4 protein-coding genes and 1 pseudogene are annotated in these 6,000 nt (G+C 25.1%); all 5 read left to right on the top strand.

The genetic code is table 11. The annotated features are described in order from the left end of the window. Nucleotides 1-132 (top strand): annotated as a pseudogene (locus AC3WQX_RS09565) (permease); the annotation flags it as partial. Between the two features lie 13 nt (nt 133-145). Further along, on the top strand, nt 146-274 hold the full coding sequence (locus tag AC3WQX_RS09560; RefSeq protein WP_002449516.1) for a hypothetical protein: 129 nt from the start codon (nt 146-148) through the stop codon (nt 272-274). Nucleotides 275-695: 421 nt separating this feature from the next. Beyond that, the gene (locus AC3WQX_RS09555; protein WP_306460818.1) at nt 696-2,825 is read left to right on the top strand and encodes an AAA family ATPase; all 2,130 of its coding nucleotides are present in this window, start codon (nt 696-698) and stop codon (nt 2,823-2,825) included. Between the two features lie 398 nt (nt 2,826-3,223). Next, the gene (locus AC3WQX_RS09550; RefSeq protein WP_049427127.1) at nt 3,224-4,078 is read left to right on the top strand and encodes a DNA adenine methylase; all 855 of its coding nucleotides are present in this window, start codon (nt 3,224-3,226) and stop codon (nt 4,076-4,078) included. 20 nt (nt 4,079-4,098) lie between these two features. After that, a complete protein-coding gene (locus AC3WQX_RS09545) occupies nt 4,099-5,808 on the top strand; it encodes an AlwI family type II restriction endonuclease (protein WP_049427129.1) in 1,710 nt (569 codons plus the stop codon). Nucleotides 5,809-6,000 lie beyond the last annotated feature (192 nt).

Here is a 6,000-nt window from a genome sequence, read left to right as displayed (position 1 = left end):
GGTGCTGGTGCAAGTATTCCAGAAGTTGTATTATTATCGAAACTATTCAAGAAAAAATTTGTAATCTCATTCGTTATCGCCATTTTAGTTGTAGCTATTTCTACAGGTTTGATAGTGAACATCGTTATTTAAAGGAGGTGAGATAATGGGAGTCAAAGACGTATTAAAAAAATTAAAACCTCAGGAACAATCTTGTTGTTCTGTAGAAATTGAAGAAAAAAAAGAGAAAAATGAAAAAGAGCAACAGGATAATAATTGTTGTTGTAACAATTAATTTAGAAGTCTGTAAAATATATGCTTCTAATAAATGAACGACAAATTCCAATGTAATAGTATGGAATTTGTCGTTCTTTCGTTTCAATTAAGGAAAATGATGTTGTTTATTTAATATTCTTTAAGACTTATAACAAAAAGACGTTAATTAAAAACCGCATCATTAACCGATACGCAGAAGCATACCATAAGTGAAGAGAGGTTTTTCAATCACTTTGAAAAAATTTTTTCGTGATTTAGGATTCTGATAAGAATAACAATCATTTTTCGGGAACTATACCATAAATAAAACAAAAATTAAGTTATTAACTATTTGATAATGGATTCTTAACAAATTGAAAAGGGAGTATAAAAATGATAAAAAAAATTGCACTTCAAAATATAGCTACATATCACAATCACGTAGAAATTTGTCCTAAAAAATAAATTTTATATATGGAAACAATGGTAGTGGTAAAACTACTATCTCAAATTTAATTGGAAATTATAATAGTTCTGAAGAATGTGTTGTTGAGACGGAGGATTCTAATAATGCAAATATATTAGTCTATAATAAAAAGTTTGTTGAACAAAACTTTAGCCAATCTGAAGAAGGGCTAAAGGGAATTTTCACTTTAGGAGAAGACTCAATACACTCACTAAGTGAATTAAAAGATTTGAGAGAGAAATTGCAAAAAAGTAGAGAATCGATACTTACTAAGCAAAATACTATTGAGAGTTTTGAAAATGAAATTTTAAAGGAAACAGGCAAAATAAAAAATAGGGTTTGGAATGTTAAAAAAAGGAGTGGTAAGGATTTTTCAAAAGCTTTAGTTGGCTATAAGAATAGTAAAATAAAATTCTTAGATCGATGTATTCAAACTTATAACAAATATAGTTTTGAAAACTTGGAAGCAAAATCAGAAGATAGTTTAGAAAAATTGAAAAAAAAGTATGATATAAGTTTTTCTGAGGATATTCAACTATATGCAAATTTTAATCTCAATGATATGTCAAATATTACTGAAATAGAAAAAACAAATTTATTTGAAAAAGTGATTACTGGAAGTCATGAAAGTCCAATAAGTCAGGTTATTCAAGCACTAAAAAACAGTGATTGGATTAAACAAGGATTACATTACCTAGAGAAATCAAATCAAAAATGTCCATTTTGTAATCAAAGTATTTCTAAAGAAATTGAACAAGAAATTAAAGATTATTTTGATGAAGAATATGAAAAAGATATAGAAAAATTAAATAAAATTTATCAAAGATATAACGCTTCTTTTAAAGATATTGAAAGCAATATATTGTTTATATTAGAAACACCAATTCCCTATCTTAATATAACGAATCTTAGTAGAGAGTTCGAAGTATTTAAGAAACAATATGAAGTTAATAAAAAGCAAATTGAAGAAAAATTAAGGAATCCCTCACAGAAAAAATATATAAAAAGCCTCACTCCTATTATTCAAAATATGAATAAAATGATTAACTCTTTTAATGAATCAATTGAAAAAAATAATATTGTTATTAGAAATAAAAAAAGAGAACAAAACAAATTTGTAGAAATGCTATGGATTTATTTTGTTAATGAAACTAAGGAAGAATTAAAAGAGTATATTAAATTTAAAGATGGTAGAAGTAAAGCTATTGATAATATTAATAAAAAAATTACAAGTTTAAATAATGAAATAAAACAAATTAATAATAAAATAGACGAAATAGAAATAAATATTACTAGTGTGACGCCTACCGTTAAAAATATTAATGAAATTTTAAAAAAGTTTGATTTTAAAGGGTTTAAACTTGAAGAGAATACTAAACAAAAAGGGACATATCTCATTTTAAGAGAAGATGGAACAATTGCTAATGAAACAATGAGTGAAGGTGAGTACAACTTTATTACATTTTTATATTTTTACTATTTAGTTTATGGTAGTCATGAAAGTACAGGTGTTACTTCAAATAAAATTATTGTTATAGATGATCCGATCTCCAGTTTGGATAGCAATGTATTATTTATTGTTAGTACTTTAGTAAAAAATTTAATAAGTGATTGTAGAGATAATAAAAACGGAATTCAGCAAATAATTAATCTTACACACAATATCTACTTTCACAAAGAAATCACTTTTTTAGGAAGTAGAGATAAATTTTCACCAAGTGAAGTGATGTTTGGAATTATTCGAAAAAAAGATAATATTAGTTATTTTGATGTTTATGAGAATAATCCTATAGAATCTTCCTACCAACTAATGTGGAAAGAATTAAGCTCTGATAATATATCAACGGTAACGTCGTTTAATACTATGAGAAGAATATTAGAGTATTACTTTAATATTATTGGAGACATGGATTACGAAAAATGTATTAATAAATTTGATGGAATAGATAAAATTTTATGTAAATCTCTTATATCAGGAATAAATGATGGATCTCATTTTATAAGTGATGATTTTGTTCTAGTACATGATGAAGATAATATAAAAAATTATAAAAGAGTTTTTAAGTCAGTATTTGAGAAGCTTGGACATATCCAACATTTTAATATGATGACGAGGAATATATAATAAGTGAAAGAAATTAATATATGATTGATAGAGATTAAAAAACATAATTAATCCTGAAAAATTAGGATAGGAACTATGAAATTTGCAGCAATATTTTAACAAACAATAAGAGATTAACATATTTTATAATTATTAAATTTAAAAATTAATATATATATTATGGAATAATTTTTTTAGATGCTTGTATTTATTTTTAATTTGATAATCGTTTGTTAACGTTAATTTAATATACTTTTCTAAAACTGACACTCACCAATTAAACGAGCTATATCTATAGGTACTGTTAAGAATCTTATTACGTATTAATTAGATATTCATTATTAAAGCATCATTATATGTTTTTGAAATTGTTTTCAATGTTATAATAATACTAATAATATTAAAGTTTGGAGTAAGATATGAAGCCAATAATTAAATATCGTGGTGGTAAATCGAAAGAGATACCTAATTTTAAAAATTATATTCCCGTTAAATTTAATACTTATTATGAACCTTTCTTTGGAGGTGGAGCTACATTTTTTGATTTAGAACCTGATAGAGCTTATATTTCTGATATTAATAAAAATTTAATAAAATTTTATGAAGATTTAACTAATAATTACTACATAGTTAAAGAAGAATTAAAAGAATTAGAAATAAAATATATAGAAAATAGAGAAATTTTTTTAAAGAATAAAAGAAAAAACCCTGAATTGAAAGTTAACGACCCTAATGAAGAACTTTATTATTGGATTAGAGATCAATATAACCAAAAATTGCTCCCTGTTTATAGTTATGCTACATTATATTATTTTATTAACAAAACATCTTATTCTGGAATGATTCGATATAATTCTAGAGGGGAGTTTAATGTGCCATATGGAAGATATGCTAATTTTAATACAGATTTGTTGAATGAAAATCATCTCAAGTTGTTAAGAAAATCCAAGATAAAAAATGAATCTTATGAAAAAAGTTTTGATTTAGCAAATGAAAAAGATTTCATCTTCCTAGACCCTCCTTATGATACGGTATTTTCTGAGTATGGGAATGAAGTGTTTAGTGGAGATTTTAAAGAAAAAGATCATCATCAATTAGCACAAAATTTTAAAAATTTAAGTTCACCTGCACTCATGATTATTTCTGAAACTAAGCTAATTAAGAATATATATAAAGGTTATATAAAAGCTAGTTATCCAAAAAACTATTCAGTGAATATTAGAAACAGATTTAAATCTGAAGCTAATCATTTAATAATTACTAATTTTAATTAGAAGGAGAGTAAATGTGAAATATGGGTAGATTTGAAAGTAGAACTATATTTTTTTCCACATCTCCAAGAAATCCAGAATTAATTCCTAAATATCTAAGACTAATAAGAGAAAAAGATTTAGAAAATAAATTATACAATGAAACTTTACAAATAAAATTTTACGATATGTTGTCTCAAGCTAATTTAGCAGGAGTTAGTAATGGTGGTAAATCAAAAGATAAAGCATTTGCCGGGCGAGATAAATTGACTAGAGCTCCTCAAGCATTAGGCTTTTTAATTCCTAAAAGAAATAAACCTTTAAAGATAACTGAAGCTGGAAATTTATTAATGAAAGAGGCTCTATTTGAAGATGTTATGATTCATCAACTTTTAAAATTTCAACTACCGAGTGCACTTCATAAAGAAACTAAAAATAAAAATGAAGGTAGATTTAATATTAAGCCGTTTTTAGAAATAATCAGGCTAGTTTATGAACTTGAATATTTGACTTATCAAGAGCTTTCAATATTTGGTATAACGATGACAGACTACCGTAAATTTAATGAAACTAAACAAGATGTTTTAGAATACCGAGCTAAACGAAAAAATAGTAGAGGAAATAAAAGCTTAAAAAAATTTTATGAAGAAAAAAGAAATGAAATATTTAAAGAGCTATATATAGATATATTAGATAATAAAAATTACAAAGTTAGAGAGAATACTGAAAATTCTCAAGAAAAATTTTTGAAAACTAAACTATCGAATTCTTTAGATTACACTGATTCAATATTTAGATTTTTAAGAGCCACTGGTTTATTTGTTTTAACTAAGGGCAAGTCAATTTCTATTTCAAACGAAAGAATAAAAGAAGTACAATATATCTTAAAAAATGTTGAGAGAGATATTGTAAGTCCAGATATCTCTATAGATAAATATTTTAAATATTTATCTAACCCTAATATACCTAAATTAAAAAATGATGACTTACGAGAAATACAATTTGAAATTGAATCTAAAGGGATAAAGGTTGATTCTGATGATTTATATAGTCTTAAGGAAGAATTAAATAGACAGAGAGTACTAAAAAGGGAACAAAAGTTACTTGAAATAACAAAAAAATTAAAAAGAAAAGACAAAGAAGACGTTGAAGATATTATTGAAACATATTCACAAATTATAAAAAATGAAATTCCTGACCGGTCAGCAGTTATGGAATGGAATACTTGGAGAGCAGCAGTTATGATAAATAATGGAGATATAACTGGTAACTTTATACCTGATGATAATGGATATCCTATTTCTACAGCTGGCGGATCTAAAGGAGATATAGTAGGAGATTATGGTTCTTTTAATATCCTATATGAAGTTACTTTATCTCAAGGAAAAAAACAATATGATATGGAAGGTGAGCCTGTCCCACGACATGTAGGAGAATTAAAGAAGAAATCTGGTAAGGATACTTTTGGCTTTTTTATAGCTGAAAAGATAAATCCAGAATCAGTATATCATTTTTATTTAACCACCGGAACGAATTCAAAAATATATAATGGAAATATTAGCGTCATACCTATTAATTTATCTGATTTTATTCATATCTTTAAGTTAAGTATTGAAAAAAATATACAACCATCGGACTTCCTAGATTTACATAATTATTCAATTAATATGTCGCGAGAGAGTATTATTAATGGTGAAAATGAAGAATATTGGTATGATAAAGTCATGAAATATATTCTAAATAAAGTTTCGTAGCATTTAGTATTTTTTTAATTCAAATTATGTAGAATCTTGAAAAGTTTTAATTTAAGATACATCAAGTTATGTATAAAACGAAAGTTTTATAGTGTGAAAAAGGTACGTGTATCTAACTGTATCAATAAAAGGTTTTATATTAAATAAAGGTTCTTAAATGAAGTTAAAGGCTAAGAAGATAATGACTATTAC

The sequence above is a fragment of the Staphylococcus sp. FW104-15G4D genome (assembly GCF_058790135.1).
The sequence above is the reverse complement of the archived record's forward strand: the minus strand, read 5'-3'. Positions and strand labels throughout refer to the sequence as shown.